Source organism: Gordonia sp. HS-NH1, assembly GCF_001418765.1.
GTDB lineage: Bacteria > Actinomycetota > Actinomycetes > Mycobacteriales > Mycobacteriaceae > Gordonia.
This window is the reverse complement of record NZ_LIYC01000001.1, coordinates 201,360-215,689: the sequence shown is the minus strand read 5'-3', so window position 1 is coordinate 215,689 and position 14,330 is coordinate 201,360. Positions and strand designations below refer to the sequence as shown.

Annotated in this window: 11 protein-coding genes and 2 pseudogenes; 8 read left to right on the top strand and 5 right to left on the bottom strand. The window is 68.8% G+C overall.

Going from position 1 to position 14,330, the window contains the following annotated elements; genetic code table 11:
• The first annotated feature begins 27 nt into the window (after positions 1–27).
• The 6 genes from purT (at position 28) to AMD30_RS00890 (ending at position 6,346) form a co-directional block, all read left to right on the top strand.
• The gene (gene purT / locus AMD30_RS00915; RefSeq protein ID WP_035716909.1) at positions 28–1,800 is read left to right on the top strand and encodes a formate-dependent phosphoribosylglycinamide formyltransferase; all 1,773 of its coding nucleotides are present in this window, start codon (positions 28–30) and stop codon (positions 1,798–1,800) included.
• A 14-nt stretch (positions 1,801–1,814) separates the two neighbouring features.
• Positions 1,815–2,294 (top strand): DUF456 domain-containing protein, encoded by a 480-nt coding sequence (locus AMD30_RS00910; RefSeq protein ID WP_010840744.1) that lies wholly within the window; start codon positions 1,815–1,817, stop codon positions 2,292–2,294.
• Between the two features lie 144 nt (positions 2,295–2,438).
• The gene (locus AMD30_RS00905; protein ID WP_014928043.1) at positions 2,439–3,551 is read left to right on the top strand and encodes a ferredoxin reductase; all 1,113 of its coding nucleotides are present in this window, start codon (positions 2,439–2,441) and stop codon (positions 3,549–3,551) included.
• 8 nt (positions 3,552–3,559) lie between these two features.
• Positions 3,560–4,843, top strand: coding sequence for a fatty acid desaturase family protein (locus AMD30_RS00900; RefSeq protein WP_055474425.1), 1,284 nt, complete (start codon positions 3,560–3,562; stop codon positions 4,841–4,843).
• A gap of 88 nt (positions 4,844–4,931) precedes the next feature.
• Positions 4,932–5,834 (top strand): LLM class flavin-dependent oxidoreductase, encoded by a 903-nt coding sequence (locus tag AMD30_RS00895; RefSeq protein ID WP_231632612.1) that lies wholly within the window; start codon positions 4,932–4,934, stop codon positions 5,832–5,834.
• Positions 5,835–5,860: 26 nt separating this feature from the next.
• The gene (locus tag AMD30_RS00890) at positions 5,861–6,346 is read left to right on the top strand and encodes a hypothetical protein (RefSeq protein WP_014928040.1); all 486 of its coding nucleotides are present in this window, start codon (positions 5,861–5,863) and stop codon (positions 6,344–6,346) included.
• Here the strand turns inward: AMD30_RS00890 and AMD30_RS25355 are convergent.
• The 4 genes and pseudogenes from AMD30_RS25355 to AMD30_RS00875 form a co-directional block, all read right to left on the bottom strand.
• Positions 6,320–6,616: pseudogene (locus AMD30_RS25355) on the bottom strand (AMP-binding enzyme); the annotation flags it as partial. The gene AMD30_RS00890 and the pseudogene AMD30_RS25355 overlap by 27 nt on opposite strands.
• Positions 6,617–6,634: 18 nt before the next feature.
• On the bottom strand, positions 6,635–7,948 hold the full coding sequence (locus AMD30_RS00885; RefSeq protein ID WP_231632611.1) for an AMP-binding protein: 1,314 nt from the start codon (positions 7,946–7,948) through the stop codon (positions 6,635–6,637).
• Complete coding sequence (locus tag AMD30_RS00880) at positions 7,945–8,736, bottom strand: SDR family NAD(P)-dependent oxidoreductase (protein WP_055474424.1); 792 nt, start codon at positions 8,734–8,736, stop codon at positions 7,945–7,947. The genes AMD30_RS00885 and AMD30_RS00880 overlap by 4 nt, the downstream gene beginning before the upstream one ends.
• A 31-nt stretch (positions 8,737–8,767) precedes the next feature.
• Positions 8,768–10,483 (bottom strand): annotated as a pseudogene (locus AMD30_RS00875) (thiamine pyrophosphate-binding protein).
• 113 nt (positions 10,484–10,596) lie between these two features.
• Between AMD30_RS00875 and AMD30_RS00870 the strand changes: the two are divergent.
• Complete coding sequence (locus AMD30_RS00870) at positions 10,597–11,511, top strand: helix-turn-helix domain-containing protein (protein ID WP_055474423.1); 915 nt, start codon at positions 10,597–10,599, stop codon at positions 11,509–11,511.
• Between the two features lie 16 nt (positions 11,512–11,527).
• Here the strand turns inward: AMD30_RS00870 and AMD30_RS00865 are convergent, their stop codons facing one another.
• Positions 11,528–13,093: an MFS transporter gene (locus AMD30_RS00865; RefSeq protein WP_055474543.1), complete on the bottom strand. Its 1,566-nt coding sequence runs from the start codon at positions 13,091–13,093 to the stop codon at positions 11,528–11,530.
• A 146-nt stretch (positions 13,094–13,239) separates the two neighbouring features.
• Here AMD30_RS00865 and AMD30_RS00860 point away from each other — a divergent pair, with 146 nt between their 5' ends.
• Positions 13,240–14,277 (top strand): Lrp/AsnC family transcriptional regulator, encoded by a 1,038-nt coding sequence (locus AMD30_RS00860; protein WP_010840734.1) that lies wholly within the window; start codon positions 13,240–13,242, stop codon positions 14,275–14,277.
• The last annotated feature ends 53 nt before the right edge of the window (positions 14,278–14,330 follow it).

Sequence of the window (14,330 nt, the reverse complement as noted above, 5' to 3'; positions counted from 1 at the left end):
TGTGCTGACGGCAAGTAGGATTTGAGGATGACGTCGAACAGCGAGAGCGCGACCAGCGCAGCCCAGCCGGCGCCGACGACCGGGCCCCCGGACGTCATCGGCACGCCGCTGAGTCCGACCGCGACCAAAGTGATGGTCCTCGGAGCCGGTGAACTCGGCAAAGAGGTCGTGATCGCGTTCCAGCGCCTCGGGGTCGAGGTCGTCGCCGTGGATCGGTACGCCGACGCACCCGGCCACCAGGTCGCCCATCACGCCGAGGTCATCGACATGACCGATGCCGATGCGCTGCACGCCGTCGTCGACAAGCATCGTCCCGCGTATGTGGTGCCGGAGATCGAGGCGATCGCCACCGAGGCCCTGGTCGACATCGCCGAACGCGGTATCGCCGAGGTCATCCCGACGGCGAGCGCGGTCGTCGCCACGATGAACCGCGAAGGGATCCGGCGCCTCGCCGACGAGGAGCTCGGCCTGCCGACGTCGCCGTATCTCTTCGCCGACACACTCGAGGAAGTCACCGTCGCAGCCCGCCAGATCGGGTTCCCGTGCGTGATCAAGCCGGTCATGTCCTCGTCGGGCAAGGGCCAGTCGGTCGTGCGCGGTCCCGAGGACCTGGCGTCGGCGTGGGAGACCGCGAACACCGGCGGTCGGGTGCGTGGCAGTCGGGTGATCGTCGAGGGCTTCGTCGAATTCGATTACGAGATCACCCTTCTCACCGTTCGGGCGATCGATCCGGCCACCGGCAGGCTGACGTCCCATTTCTGCGCGCCGATCGGTCACCGCCAGATCAACGGCGACTACGTGGAGAGCTGGCAGCCGCACGAGATGAGCCCCGACGCGCACGCGTCGGCGACATCGATCGCAGCGCGCATCGCCACTGCCCTCGGCGACGGAAAGCTGGCCGGGCGAGGCGTTTTCGGCGTCGAGCTGTTCGTCAAGGGAGATGACGTCTACTTCTCCGAGGTCAGTCCCCGGCCACACGACACCGGTCTCGTCACGATGGCGACCCAGCGTTTGTCGGAGTTCGAGATGCACGCTCGGGCCATCCTCGGCCTCCCGGTCGATGTCACGCTCGCGTCCCCGGGGGCGTCGGCGGTCATCTACGGGCAGCTCGACCAGCCCGCCATCGGGTTCGAGAACGTGGCCGCGGCGCTCGCCGTGCCGGAGACCGACATCCGCCTGTTCGGCAAGCCCGAGAGCTTCCACCGCCGGCGGATGGGCGTGATCACGGCGACCGCCGACGACGTCCCGGCCGCCCGTGAGCGCGCCGTCCGCGCCGCGTCACTGGTCACCCCGGTGCCCGGCCGCGCCGCCGTCCGCACGGTCTCCCCGCTCCCACCCGCCCCGGCCCCGGCGCCTCCGCGACGTCCCGGACCTCCGCCCGGACCGGCCGGTCCGCCGCGTGGACCCGCGGGTCCACCGCCCGGCGTGCCGAAGCCGGTGGGCGCGCCGCCGGGCCCGCCTCCCGGTCGTCCGGGTCCGCCGCCCGCACCCCGGCCTCCGGTCCCGCGACCGGTGGGCGGTCCGCGCCCGATGCCCCCGGCCCCGAAGCCCCCGCTCCCGAAGTCCCCGTCCCCGATACCCCCATCAGGGCCCCCTCCGCGACCTGCTGGCCCGCCGCCACGGCCGGCGCCCACCACACACGCCCCGAACACCCAGGCCCCGAACGCCCAGGCCCCGAACACCCAGGCTCCGAACCCGCAGGGCCCGGACGATCAGGCCGACGCGATGACCTCGATGGTCAAGACCGGTGGCCGGTCCTCCTCCGATGCGCGCCCCGGCGCGTCGGGTTCCGGCGAGTGACCGGGCGACACTAGGTGCCACTCTGGGGTGAGCTGCTCGTCGCAGCCGTGATCGTGGTCGGTCTCGTGGGCATCGTCGTGCCGATCCTGCCCGGGACCCTGCTCATCGTGGGCGCCCTGTTCGTCTGGGCGCTGGTCGTCGGCGGCTGGGCCTGGTCGGTGTTCGCACTGGCGCTCCTGGTCATCGCCGCCGGCGAGGTGATCAAATACCTGGTCGCCGGGCGTTCCCTGCGGTCGGACGCGATCCCCAACCGGACCATCGTGGTCGGCGGACTCGTCGGCATCGTCGGGTTCTTCGTCGTCCCGGTCGTCGGGCTGCTGCTCGGGTTCATCGTCGGCGCCCTCGTGTCGGAGCTGATCCGCACGCGGAGCATCGAACGTGCGTGGCGAGGCGCGTGGGCGGCGCTGAAGGCCGCCGCGAAGACCATCGGCATCGAATTGCTGTTCGCTCTGATCGCCACTGGCATCTGGACCGGCGGCGCGTTCGCGTGGTAACTGCCGGAGCGTCGCGCCACCGGCGATGACCTGGCATTATCGATTCTTGTGACCGCGGTCACCGATGAATGTGTACAGTCGTGCACCGAAGGGTAAATACCCGCCGGTAACTCCAGCCAAGGGGATTCCAGGGGAGGAGTCTGCGTGAACCTATTGAAGTGGAGCAAGCGGCCGGCCGCGGGTGTCGAGGCCCGCAAGCCGGAGGTCAACATCCTCCGGGGGCTGGTGGCCCGGGCCACCACGCCGCTGCTGCCGGACGACTATCTACACCTGATCAACCCACTGTGGAGCGCACGCGAACTGCGCGGCAAGGTGCTCGACGTCACCAAGGAGACCGACGACACCGCGACCGTCACGATCCGGACGGGCTGGGGTTTTCCCGACTCGTACAAACCGGGGCAGTACGTCGGCATCGGTCTGCAGATCGAGGGCAAGTGGCACTGGCGGTCGTACTCGCTGACGTCCATCGGAGCCGGCGAGAACAAGACCATCGCGATCACGGTGAAGGCCAACCCCGACGGGTTCCTGTCGTCGCATCTGGTCGACGGCGTCAGCCCCGGGACGATCATCCGGCTGCAGTCACCGAAGGGCGACTTCCACCTGCCCGAACCGGTTCCGGGCAAGATCTTGTTCGTCACCGCCGGCAGCGGGATAACGCCCGTGATGGCGATGCTGCGACAGCTGAGTGCGCACGGCCAGACCCCCGACATCGTGCACATCCACTCCGCGCCCACCCGCGACGACGTGATCTTCCTCGACGAGATGGAGCAGCTCGCCGACGAGGCCGACGACTACGACCTCAACCTCCAGCTGACCAAGGAGATGGGCAAGTTCGACGTCTCGCGGATGGACGAGTGGGCGCCGGACTGGCGTGAACGAGAATGCTGGGCCTGCGGGCCGGTGGCGCTGCTCGACGCGATGGAGGCCCATTACGAGGACGGCGGTCTGCGTGAGCGGCTGCACGTCGAACGTTTCGCCATCGCGCGTACCGACCACGGTGGCGAAGGTGGCACCGTGAAGTTCGCGATCTCGGACAAGGAAGCCGAGATCGACGGCGCCACAACGCTTCTGGAAGCAGGTGAGAACCTGGGAATCCAGATGGCGTTCGGATGCCGGATGGGCATCTGTCAGACCTGCGTCGTGCCGCTCGCCGGAGGTTACGTCCGTGACCTGCGCACCGGCGAGGAGCGTCGCGAAGGAGAACGAATCCAGACATGCATCAGCGCCGTGTCTGGTGAATGCACCCTCGATCTGTAGGAGGCTTCATGGCCATCACCGACATCGATCAGTACGCACATCTCACCGACAGCGACGTCGAGACCCTCGGCGCCGAACTCGACGCCATCCGGCGTGACATCGAGGAGTCTCGCGGCGAGGCCGACGCCAAGTACATCCGGCGGGCGATCAGCATCCAGCGAAGTCTCGCGGCCGGCGGCCGCCTCGCCCTGATGTTCAGCAACAAGAAGGTCGCATGGGCGGCCGGTACCGCGATGCTCTCGCTGGCCAAGATCATCGAGAACATGGAACTGGGCCTCAACGTGATGCACGGACAGTGGGACTGGATGAACGATCCGGAGGTCCACTCGGCGTCGTGGGAGTGGGACACCACCTGTCCGAGCGTGCAGTGGAAGCACTCGCACAACTTCGTCCATCACAAGTACACGAACGTCGTCGGGATGGACGACGACGTGGGCTACGGAATCCTCCGCGTCACCCGGGACCAGCCCTGGGAGTGGTGGAACGTCGGTAACCCGATCTACAACCTGACGCTGGGCACGTTCTTCGAATACGGTGTCGCGCTGCATCATCTGGAGACGGAGAAGCTGCGCAGCAAGGAGAAGACCTACCGCCAGGCGGCCAAGGATCTGCGGGTGATCGGTACCAAGGTCGGCAAGCAGGCCGCCAAGGACTACCTGATCTACCCCGTCCTGGCCGGTCCGAACTGGAAGACGACCCTGACGGCGAACTTCACGTCGAACATCATCCGCAACTACTGGGCGTACATGGTGATCTTCTGTGGTCACTTCCCCGACGGTGCCGAGAAGTTCACGGTCGAGGAGTTCGAGAACGAGGACCAGCCGCGCTGGTACCTGCGGCAGATGCTGGGATCGGCCAATTTCAAGGCGGGTCCCCTGATGCGGTTCATGAGCGGCAACCTCAGCCATCAGATCGAGCACCACCTGTTCCCCGACCTGCCCAGCAGCCGGTACGAGGAGATCGGGGTGCGCGTCCGCGAGCTCTGCGACAAGTACGACCTGCCGTACACGACGGGGACCCTCTTGGGTCAGTATGCGCAGTCGTTCCGGACGATCGCCAAACTGGCACTGCCGAATTCACTGTTGAAGGCGACATCCGACGATGCGCCGGAGACGGCGTCGGAGCTGCGGTTCGCGATCCGCGAGGGTATGACCGACCACTTCGGCGTCGACCCGGAGACCGGCAAGCGCCGCGGGTTGCGGACCGCGTTGCGCGAACTGAAGAACTCGCCGGTGCGGTCGGCGCATGTGGGACGGGCCGCGTCCGGTAGTCCGGGACGGAACCAGAACTGACACAACAGATGTCGCGCATCGTTGCGTTTCCCGCAACGATGCGCGACATCTGCGAAACCACGTCCGGGCGCGGGGCGTCCGTGCCAGAATGGCGCTCGTGCGCATCGGGATGACGATGCCCGTGATGGAGCCCGATCTCGACGCGGAGACGCTCCACTCGTGGGCCACCACCATCGACGACGGTCCGTTCAGCTCGCTGTGCTGGGGTGAACGCATCGCGTTCGACAACCCGGAATGTCTGACCTTCCTCGGGGCCCTGGCGGCGTGGACGCGCCGGGTGCCGCTGGTGATGACGGTCGTCGTGCCGCAGCTGCACGACCCGGTGCTGCTCGCCAAGTCGCTGGCGACCGGCGACATGCTGTCGGCCGGACGCCTCACCGTGGCGCTCGGAGTCGGTGGGCGACACGAGGACTACCGGGCGGTCGGCGCCGACCCGTCGACGCAGACGATGCGTCAACTGGCCGACCGGGCCGCGACGATCAAACGGGTGTGGGCCGGGGACAAGCTCACCGAGTCGGTCTTGCCGGTCGGTCCGCCGCCGCACCGGAAGGGCGGGCCGCAGTTGCATGTCGGCACCACCGGACCGAAGACCATCCGCAGCGCGGTCGACTGGGCCGACGGGATCGCCGGGGTCACCCTCGATCTCGACACCCGCAAGCAGAACGAACTCTTCGACGTCGCCCGGTCGGCGTGGGCAGACGCCGGCCGCGCGGCGCCGCACCTCGCGACCTCCTTCTGGTTCGCGATCGGTGACGGTGACGGACCCCGTGCCCAGGTGACCCGGCACCTGCACCACTACATGAACTGGATCCCGACGGAGTTCGTCGACGCGATCGCACCCACCACGGGGTGGGCGGGCACCGAGGCAGAGCTCACCGAGGTCCTCCGGCGCTTCGCCGACATCGGCACCGACGAGGTGCAACTCATCCCGACGAGTTCGGACCCCGAGCAGCTGAGACGCGCGGCAGACGTGGTCGCGGCATTCGCCTGACGAAACGGCGCCGCCGGCTCTAGGGTATGGCCGTGGCCTCCCTGCGCCGGATGCTCGGCATCGGCAAACTCCCCGACGACCTGCGCGGCGAAGTCGTCGCCGAGCACGCCCATCACATCGTCGAATTCGTGCCCGTGACATTGCGATTCAGCGGCCGGGTCCCGGGCCGGAAGGCGCAGGGCAACGTCCGTCCCTTCACCGGTGCCCTGGCGCTGACCCAGCGCCGCGTGCTGGCGACCATGTCGACCGTGCCCGGCCGGGCGGGTCGATCCGTCGACTGCGAGTGGACGGCCGTGCCGGGTTCGATGGTCCGCGCTCGTCTCGACACCGACGGTCTCGTCATCGAGATCCCCGCGCTCGATCGTGTCGACCCCGACTTCTCCGGCACACTCAGCCTGACCTACACGACCGAGCTGCCGTCCTCGGCGCTGCAGTTGGCACCGGCCCGCGAGGTCTGGTTCGACGTACCCGCGCGCTATGTCACCTCACTGGTCGGGGGACGCCGGGGTTGACCCGGCCGGTCCGGGAGGAGTCGTGAACTGCTCGCGCAGGGCACGTTTGAGGATCTTCCCGGTCGCTCCGAGTGGGAGCGTGTCCACGACGTGGACGGCCTTGGGCACCTTGTACCCGGCCAGCCGCGCCCGGGCGAAGGCGCGCAGGTCAGCGGCAGTGGCCTCGTGTCCCGGTGCGGCCACGACGAACGCCGTCACCACCTCACCCCAGGTGTCATGCGGCAGCCCGACGACCGCGACCTGTGCGACACCCGGGTGGTCGCCGAGAACCGCTTCGACCTCGGTGGGTTAGACGTTCTCGCCGCCGGTGATGATCATGTCCTTGAGCCGGTCGGTGACGTACACGTAGCCGTCGGCGTCGATCCGGCCGATGTCGCCGGTGTGCAACCAGCCGTCGGGATCGATGGTCGCCGCGGTCTCGGTGTCGCGTCGGTGGTAGCCGCGGGTCGCCTGCGGTGTCCGCACGCAGATCTCGCCCTGCTCGCCGCGCGGCGCTTCCTTCCCCGATGCGGTCCGGATGCTCAGTTCCACCCAGGGGTACGGCCGGCCGACGGAGCGGAGCAGGTGAGCCCGATCGGGGTCGGTGCTGTGGTCCTCGGCGTCGAGTTGAGTTACTGCGCCGTGGGTTTCGGTGAGTCCGTACACCTGGAACATCGGGGTGCCGAAGGTGCGCAGAGTCCGTCGCAGCAGCGCAGGGGTGATCGGTGCGGACCCGTAGGCGATCGAACGCAATGCTCCGACATCGGCCCGCTCGGCGCCCGGTACGTCCACGAGCATGCCGATGACCGTCGGGACCAGGAAGACGTTGGTGACGCGTTCGCCGACCAGGGTGTCCAGGAGTGACTCCGGGGTGAAGTCGGAGATCACGATGTTGTGTGCGCCGTTGGCGAGTCCCACCAGCGCCCAGCCCAGCCCGCCGATGTGGAAGAGGGGCATCGCGCACAGGCTGACCGACGATTCGTCGAAGCCCCACGGCCCACCGGCCTGGGTGCAGGCGCCCAGGTTGGTGTTGGAGGTGAGTACTCCTTTGGGGCGGCCGGTGGTGCCCGAGGTGTAGAGCTGGAGGACGACGTCGTCGGCGTCTCCGACATGACCCGGATCGCTCGAGGACGCCGTCGCCACCAACTGTTCGTACGACCGCGGTTGTCGTGGGTCGCCGTACACGATCGGTTCGGTGAGAGTGGTTGCATTCAACCGTATCTCGGCGATCGAGTCGAGAAAGTCGCGGTGGCAGACGATCAGACGTGCTCGTGCGTCGGCGACGACTTCGCCGAGCTCGCGGACCGAGAGTCGCCAGTTCATTGGCACGGTGACCGCGCCGATCTTCGCGGCGGCGAGCACCGTCTCGATGATCTCCGTCGAACTCCTGCCCAACACGGCGATACGGTCGCCGGCTCGGATGCCGCGGTCGCGCAACACGTTCGCGAGGCGGCTGGTGCGGTCGTCGAGCTGCCGGTAGGTGAGGTGGACCCCGGCCCCGGACAACGCCGGGGCGTTCCCCTGCAGACGGGCCCGGAGCCGGGTCTGCTCGGCGAGACGGTATCCGCCGGCCCGGGTCGCGGTGCGCGTCTCGGCGTCGTCCCGTTGTGTCGGAGCCGTCATTGCGCGGCCGAGATCTCGGCGAGGTGGCGCATCACATCGGGGTACCGGCGCAGATGCGCGCCGCCGTTGATGTTGATCGTCTCCCCGGTGACCCACCGTGAGTCGTCGGAGGCGAGATAGAGCACCGCGTCGGCGATCTCGTCCGGTCGGCCGTTGCGCCCCAGCGGGGTGTTCGCGGTGAAGTCGTCCTGGATGACCGGAATGGAGGTGAGGGTCTGCACCAGCGGGGTGTCCACGAGCCCCGGCGAGATCGAGTTCACCCGGATACCGCGCGGGGCCAGCTCGAGTGCGGCGACCTCGGCGAGCATCACCATGCCCGCCTTGGCAGCGCAGTAGCCCGCGAAGCCGGCTGCCGGTTGGCGGGCATTGAGAGAGGCGATGCCGATGAGTGATCCGCCGTCGTTCAGCGTTCGTCCCGCGTGCTTGGTCACCAGGAACGAGCCGGTGAGGCACAGCTCGATGGTCGTGTGCCACTGCTGTGCGTCGAGGTCGACGATGAAGCCGGGGATGTTCAGCCCCGCACAGTTCACCACGGTGTCCACGCCGCCGAGGTCGTCGGAGACACCGGTGAGGAGTGCGGCGATCGATGCCTCGTCGGTCACGTCGACCCAGTGAGCCCGCGCACCGCCCCCGATTTCTCGCGCAACCGATTCGGCGGCTTCGCGATTCACGTCGGCCACGGCCACCGTGGCACCGTGAGCGGCCAGGGTACGGGCCGCGGCTTCGCCGATGCCCGAGCCGCCGCCGATGACGACGGCGATCTTGCCTGCGACGCGTTGGTCTGCCATGGTCTTTCCCTCTCGATGGTGTGGTCGGTGGTCACCGGGGCAGGTTCTCGTAATAGGGGACGACGATCTCGTCGGTGCTCGTCACGTCGCCGAGCATCATGGTCGTGATCGGATGGACGATGCCGGGTTCGATCTCGGCGTTGATGCAGGCGGGGACACCGGCGCCGAGTGCCTTGTCGACGGCCGGGGCGAGATCGTCGATGTGCTTGACGCGCATGCCGATACCGCCGAAGGCCTCGGCGATCTTCTCGTAGTCGCTGTCGGCCAGCTCGGACACGACCACGCCTCGGGGCCCGAAGACGGCCTCTTGTCCGTGGATCGACATGCCCCAGACGGCGTTGTTGAAGACGACCGTGGCCACCGGTAGGTGATGACGGGCCATGGTGTCGAACTCCTGCGGGTGGAAGCCGGCCGCGCCGTCCCCGGTGATCAGCACGACGGGTGCGCCTGGTCGGGCGCGGGCCGCTCCGATCGCGAATCCCGGCCCGACACCCAGGCACCCGAGGTAGCCCAGCCGCAGGACGCTTCCCGGACGGCCGACGGCGACGAAGAACTCCGCCCAGGACGGGGCCTCGGCGCCGTCGAGCACGAAGATGGTGTCCGGCGGGCATGCTTCGACGATGGCCTTGGCGGCGAAGTAGGGGTGCATCTTTCCGGTGTCGGTGGCCGCGTCGGGGAAACCGGCGGCGTGAGCGCCCTTGGCGGCCTTGACCGTAGCCGCCCACTCCGACCAGTCCGGCCAGGTTCGTCCGGCGGCTTCGGCCGCGAGTTGTTCGAGCGCGGCGCGGCAGTCGGCGACGATGGGAACCTCGACGTCGTAGATCCGGCCGATCTCGGCGGCGTCGATGTCGATCTGGATGATCTTGGCGCCGGGGAACATGCTGGCGCGGCCGCCGGTGAACATCCCTGCCCGCGTGCCCGCCATGAGGACGACGTCGGGTGTCGGTGCTCCGAGAGCCGGGATGGTGCCCATCGACAGGAGTCCGCCACCGGCGAGCGGATGGTCGGCCGGGATGGCGCCGTCGGCCTTGCCCGGGTAGAAGACGGGTACGCCGACGGTCTCGGCGAAGGTCACGAGCGCTTCTTCGGCACGCGAGAAGGTGACGCCGCCGCCGATCACGATCGCGGGATTCGATGCGGTGTGGAGCAGGTCGAGCGCGAGGGTGACGGCGTCGGGATCCGCCCCGGACCGGGTCGGTACCCGATAGTTGGTGGGGAAGCGCACCTGGTCGTCGTCGGCCTCGCCGAACATGACGTCGATGGGCAGCTCGAGCAGGACCGGACCGGGCACGCCGCTGGTGGCCTTGCGGATCGCGAGCGCCACGATCTCGGGGACCCGGGCGGCGTCGGTGATCCGGTATGCCCACTTCGTGACCGGATCGGCCGCGGCGATCTGATCGAAACCGCCCTGCAGCGGATTGGTTTCGGTCTCACGCAGCGGCGGGGCGCCCACGACGAACAGCGTCGGTGAGCGGTCCAGATAGGCGTTGGCCAGGGCGGTGTAGACGTTGGTGAACCCGGGTCCGGAGGTGACCACGCAGACGCCGAAGCCGCCGGTGACGCGTGCGTACGCATCGGCGGCATGGCCTGCGCTGGCCTCGTGCCGGGTGTCGGTGAGCCTGATCCCCTCACCCGCACAGGCGATCAGGAACGCGTCGAGGTGTCAGCCGTGGAGGGTGAACACCTCGGTGGTGCCGGCCTGGGCGAGCGCGCGGGCAAGTAGTTGACCGCCGTTGACAGTTGCCATTGTGGGGACCTTTCGAGAGCTGTCCAACGTGTGCGGCCGAGAGTAACTGGCATCACAGTGCGACACCAGGGTCGCATTATGCAAACACTCTGGTCGATGGCACGATTGTGAGCATGGCTCGCTCCTCCCCACAGACCGAACGCATCGTCATGCTGATGCAGTTGCTGACCGATCAGCCGACGACGGCACGGAGTCTGGCCGACATCGCGCGCCACCTCGGGGTCTCCAAGCCCACCTGCTATCCGATGGTCATCGCGCTGACCGAAGCCGGGTGGCTGCTCCGCGATCCCGTCAGCAAGGGCTATCGGTTGGGCCCCGCGGTGGTCCCGATCGGGGATGCGGCGTCGCGGGCGATGGCTCCTGTCGAGGTCGCCCGTCCGCTGATGCGCGATCTGGCCGACGACAGTGACATGGCCGCAATCGCTTTCGTCCCCACCGGGGCCGACCTGGCGATAGGGGAAATCGTGCAACCCGTGACCGGTCGTCGCGGCACGCTGGGCCTGCGCCTGGGTGACACCCTGGAGATCGCGCCGCCGCTGGGCGCCGGGCTGGCCGCGTGGTACTCACCCGACCGGTTGGACGAGTGGCTGCTCCTCGGCGCGGACCACGTCGGAGTCGACCATGCCGAACTGCGCGAGCTGTATCGGCCGATGCTCGAGGTGATCAGGGCACGCGGATATGCGGTGGAATGCGCCGATCAGCGAGAGCAGTCGCTGTCGGCGACGGTTGCCGGACTACGCGGGATGGGTGTCGCAGGTCAGCGCGCGGTCACCGCGTTACGGGAGGCGCAGCGTCGCTTGCCCACCGACGTCGTGGTCGGTGAGATCGATGCGGACACAGAGTATCGGCCCATCTCCGTCAATGCCGTCGCCTTCGCGCCCGGCGGAGTGCCTGCCGTCATCCTCGCGATCGTCGACGCGCGGACGTCGCTGAGCGGGCGCGAGGTCATCGGGCTCGGCGAGAAGGTCAGGGCCGCAGCAGATGCGGTGACCGAAGGGCTCGGCGGGACTCCGCCTGTCCAGCCGTAGGCCGGCGGCCCGACGGTCACCCGGCCGGCTGCTCCTCGACGGCCCGACCGGGACGCAGCATCACGAGGGCGAGGATCGCGGCACCCGCGGTGAGGACGCCGGAGAAGGTCAGGCACAGCTGCATGCCGTCGAGGAAGGCGTCGCCGACGGCGCCCATCACGGCGGGGGTGTCGGCGCCGAGGTTCAGGCCGCTCGCGGCGGCAAGGCCGTCGGTGTCGACCGCGCCGACCACGCGGTCGCGCACGGGCTCGTCGATGCCGGCGTCGACGAGCTTCTGCGGCAACGAGTTCACCGCCCCGGCGGTCAGCAGGGCGCCGAGCACGGCCGGACCGAGCGCGCCGCCGACCTGACGGAAGGCGTTGTTGCCGGCCGCGGCCATACCCGACAGGTGATAGGGCACCGCCGACACCGCGGTCGCGGTCATCGGCGCCATCACCAGCCCCATTCCGAGTCCGAGCACGACCAGACGCCACGAGATGGCCGCGAACGAGGTGTCGGCATCGATGGTCAACAGTGCGAACTGCGCAACGGCGACCATGAGCAGGCCGCCGCCGATCAGGAACCGCGCGTGGATTCGATGCATCATCCTGCCGGCGAGGGCGCCGACCAGCATCGAGGCGCCGTTCATGAGGGCCAGCCGCCAACCCGCCTCGATGGTGCCCAGCTGCTGCACCAGGCCGAAGTACATGCTCAGCACGAAGATGAACCCGATCAGCGCCAGGAAGGTGATCATCGCCACCAGCGTGGTGGCGGTGAAGGCGCGACTGCGGAAGAGGTCGAGGTCGAGCATCGGACTCGCCGAACGCTTTTCGGTGATGACGAAGGCGACCGCGGCGACGACGGCGATCAGCAGTGCGAGAACGACCCGGGTGTCGCCGAAACCGTAGACACCGGCCTCGATGACGCCGAACACGAGCGCGGTGACCGAGATCGCGGCCGAGATCTGACCGGGCCAGTCGAGGCGGCGGGCTCGGGGCGCGCGGGATTCCGGCAGCGTCGCCACCGCCACCGCGAACGCGATCAGCGCCACCGGGATCGGCAGCAGGTAGATCCAGCGCCAGCCCGCGGACTCGGCGACCGGGCCCGCCACCAACGGCCCGACCGTCAGCGAGAGCATCAGCGCCGACGCCCAGATGCCGATGAACTTGCCGCGTTCGCGGACGTCGGGGACCGCGTGGCTGATCAGCGCCAGGGTGGTCGGCAACAGTGCGGCCGCGCCGGTGCCGGCGAGCGCCTGCCCGATCCACACCATGCTGATCGACTGCGCGGACAACGCCACCAGTGCGCCCAGTGCGGTGAGGCACAGACCGACCAGATACACCTTGCGTCGCCCGTGCACGTCACCGAAGACCCCCGCAGTGAGGATGAAAGCGGCCATCGGCAGCACGAAAGCGTCTTGGACCCAGGACAATTGAGCAGTCGTCGCGCCGAACGCGGTGCCGATCGCCGGTAGGGTCACGGCGACGCTGGTGATGGGCAGGTAGGCGACGAAGACGCCGAGGCAGGCCATCACGATGGTGGCCGTCCGGCGTTCCGGAGGTGCGGACACGTCGGTGATGACGGGAGAGGTGGTCGCGGTCACGCGCTCGCTTTCGCTGTCGGGGAAGGGAGGTCGCCGGTCGGCGCAGGAATCAATTGTCTGCACCACGTCCGCGAAACCGCGGACGGATTCGCTGAGGCGGATCGAATATCGCACCACGCCCTCACCGGCGGTAAGATTCCTCCACCATGGATGACATCGACGGCACGATCCTCCGCGCACTCCAGGTGTCACCCCGGGCGACGTTCCGACAACTGGGCGAGGTGGCGGGGGTCTCGGAACAGACGGCGGCGCGCCGCTACCAGGCGCTACGGCGAGCCGGGGTGATGAAGGTCGTCGGGATCATCAAGCCCTCCGTGCGCGGGCAGTCGGAGTGGGTGGCGCGAGTGCGATGCCGTCCGGACCGGATGGAACCGCTTGCGTCCTCGCTCGCCCGCCGCCGCGATGTCGCCTTCGCCTACGTCGCGTCCGGTGGTGCGGAGATCATCTGCCTCATCCGGGCGCCGCTCGGCGCATCGGGCGAGGACGCGATCGCGAAGACGTTCCCGGCCCGCGCCTCGGTGACCGACGTCAGCATCGATCTCATCCTGCACGCCTTCGACCCCGGGCACCCGGCGTCGAGATGGACCGGATTCGGCGGACACCTCGACGGCCGGGACCGAGATCTACTCGCCTCCGCCGCGGCCGGTGCGGGCGACGACACGCCGGAGGACGCGGAGCAGGACGACTCGGCGTCGGATGCCCCGGCCGGCGGTGGGCGCCTCACGGCCGACGACGCGACCCTCATCGAGGCGCTGGTCCAGGACGGTCGGCGACCGCACCGCGAGCTGGCGCGTATCTGCGGATGGACGGTCGGACGGGTCCGTCGCCGGCTCCGCGCACTCGAACGCGCCGGGGCGCTGTTCTACGACGTCGAGATCCTGCCCGATCGCCTCGGCTTCGACCTGAGCGCCACCCTGTGGCTGACGGTGACGCCGTCGGCTCTCGATCAGGTGGGAACCGAGCTGGCGGCTCACGACGAGGTGGCGTTCGCGGCCGCGATCAGCGGCGAGCGAAACCTCATGGTGTCGGTGATCTGCCGGGACACCGCGCATTTCTACGACTACCTGCGTACCCGGGTCGCCGCCATCGACGGTCTCACCGGGTACTCGGTCAGCATCCGGATGCGCCGGCTGAAGCAGAATGCCTCGCTTGTGGTGCAGGGGCGGCTGATTCAGCCGGTGTGAGGCCTCGCGAGGGTCCGGCGGTCGACCGTCGGCAGTCGGCTCTCGGGAGCGGG

What these genes read in the sequence shown, in the direction of transcription:
- purT (WP_035716909.1), top strand. Translation starts at nt 28, where the DNA reads ATGACGTCGAACAGCGAGAGCGCGACCAGCGCAGCCCAGCCGGCGCCG.
- AMD30_RS00900 (WP_055474425.1), top strand. Translation starts at nt 3,560, where the DNA reads ATGGCCATCACCGACATCGATCAGTACGCACATCTCACCGACAGCGAC.
- AMD30_RS00895 (WP_231632612.1), top strand. Translation starts at nt 4,932, where the DNA reads ATGGCGCTCGTGCGCATCGGGATGACGATGCCCGTGATGGAGCCCGAT.
- AMD30_RS00890 (WP_014928040.1), top strand. Translation starts at nt 5,861, where the DNA reads ATGGCCGTGGCCTCCCTGCGCCGGATGCTCGGCATCGGCAAACTCCCC.
- AMD30_RS00885 (WP_231632611.1), bottom strand. Translation starts at nt 7,948, where the DNA reads ATGACGGCTCCGACACAACGGGACGACGCCGAGACGCGCACCGCGACC.
- AMD30_RS00880 (WP_055474424.1), bottom strand. Translation starts at nt 8,736, where the DNA reads ATGGCAGACCAACGCGTCGCAGGCAAGATCGCCGTCGTCATCGGCGGC.
- AMD30_RS00870 (WP_055474423.1), top strand. Translation starts at nt 10,597, where the DNA reads ATGGCTCGCTCCTCCCCACAGACCGAACGCATCGTCATGCTGATGCAG.
- AMD30_RS00860 (WP_010840734.1), top strand. Translation starts at nt 13,240, where the DNA reads ATGGATGACATCGACGGCACGATCCTCCGCGCACTCCAGGTGTCACCC.